The sequence below is a fragment of the Streptomyces swartbergensis genome (assembly GCF_002148965.1).
Classification (GTDB): Bacteria; Actinomycetota; Actinomycetes; order Streptomycetales; family Streptomycetaceae; genus Streptomyces; species Streptomyces swartbergensis.
This window is the reverse complement of record NZ_NGFN01000663.1, coordinates 1-1721: the sequence shown is the minus strand read 5'-3', so window position 1 is coordinate 1721 and position 1721 is coordinate 1. Positions and strand designations below refer to the sequence as shown.

At 72.6% G+C, this 1721-nt stretch carries 1 protein-coding gene; it reads right to left on the bottom strand.

Annotation, left to right across the window (positions count from 1 at the left end):
* Positions 1 to 1721, bottom strand: a 1721-nt coding sequence (locus CA983_RS43355; RefSeq protein ID WP_143645824.1) for a MupA/Atu3671 family FMN-dependent luciferase-like monooxygenase, incomplete at both ends; no start/stop codon positions are given.

The following is a 1721-nucleotide window of genomic DNA, read 5'->3' as shown; positions in this document are numbered from 1 at the left end:
CGTGGGCAGGGCCAGCTCCGGTGCGTCGCCGAGGCGCTGCCGCCAGAAGTCCAGGGAACGGGCCGTGTCCGGTGGGGCGGGAGCCGGCAGTTCGGGCAGGGGCGGCGGTTCGGCGCCGGCGTCGCCACGCCGCCGGCCGCGGTAGTACGCGGCGAGGTCCCGCGCCAGCACGGCCGTGGAGGAGGAGTCGAAGACGATGTGGTGGGCCAGGAGGAAGAGCAGGTGCCGGTCATCGGCCAGGCGCAGGAGCCGGGCCGAGACCAGCGGGCCGTTGGACAGGTCGAGTCCGTGGCCGTCGGCGGCGGCCAGCGTCGCCCGCAGGGCCTCCTCCTCCGTCGAGCCCGTGTGGTCCTCCACCGGGCAGTCGAGCGGCATACGGTCGCGGATCTCCTGGTACGGGACACCGGCCGCGTCACCGAAGACCGTGCGCAGCGCCGGGTGCCGGTCCGTGACGCGGTGCAGCGCCCATTGCAGCGCCGGGACGTCCAGGGGGCCCTCCAGGCGGATCGCCTTGGGCTCGTGGTACATGGCGGTGCCCGGGTGCAGTTGCTCCARGAACCAGATGCGGCGCTGGGCGGGGGTGAGCGGTGTCCGCCGGCGGGGCTCGGGCCGGGGTGGCTGTGGGGCGACGGTCCCGGGCAGCGGCTGTGGATCGGTGCCGGGGGTCGTCATTCGGACCCGGTCCAGTACCGGCAGCGCCGCCAGCACCTTCTCCTTCGGCACGCCGAAGTCGACGAAGCAGGCGATCTCGTCCGCCCCGGCCTCCCGCAGACGCCGTACGGTCTCCGCGGCCGTCTGCTCGTCGCCGATCAGCGCGCGGGAGTCGCAGTAGCGCTCGTAGGCGCGGCCGAGGAGGAACTCCACGTCCTCCTCGGGGGTGTTCTCCAGGTCCACCTGGAAACCGAGACTGTTGGTCACCTGGTCGAAGAGGGAGAGGGAGGAGCGCAGATACGAAAGGAAAGGCCGGTACGCCTCGGCCCGCGCCCGCTCCGCGTCGTCCTCCAGGTAGGTGTGCACGAGCACCACGACCCGCCCCGCCGCCGGGTCGAGGCCGTGCTCGGCACGGCAGCGCCGGTACAGCGCGATGTTCTCGGCCAGTTGCTCCACCGTCTGCGTCATCAGGTTGGTGACCACGCCGAGGTCCTCGGCGGCCGCCCGGCGGTAGCTGTCCGGGTTGCCGACGACGGCCACGTACATCGGCGGCCGTTCCTGTACGGGCCGGGGGTGCAGGCGGATCTCCACGGGGGTGCCGTCACCCGCCGTCGTCTTCACCGGCTGCCCCGACCAGAGGTCCCGCACGGTCGCCAGGTGCTCGTACATCACCTCGCGGTGCCGGCCGAAGTGCTGCGGCGCCAGCGCGAAGTCGGTGGCGTGCCAGCCGCTCGCGAAGCACAGGCCCGTCCGGCCGCCGGAGATGTTGTCGACCACCGACCACTCCTCCGCGACCCGGGCGGGATGGTGCAGCGGCAGCACCACGGAACCGGCGTGCAGCCGGATCCGGCTGGTCCGGGCGGCGAGGGCCGCGGCCAGTACGGAGGGGTTGGGGAAGAGCGCGCCGAAGGAGTTGAAGTGCCGCTCGGGGAACCACAGGGCGTGGAAGCCGTGCTGGTCGGCGAAGTCCGCGGCGGACATGATCAGGCCGTATTTGTCGTGGTCGGTGTCCTGGGGGTAGTCGCCGAAGAAGTAGAGGCTGAAGTCGAAGGCAGCAGGGGACGGGGTGG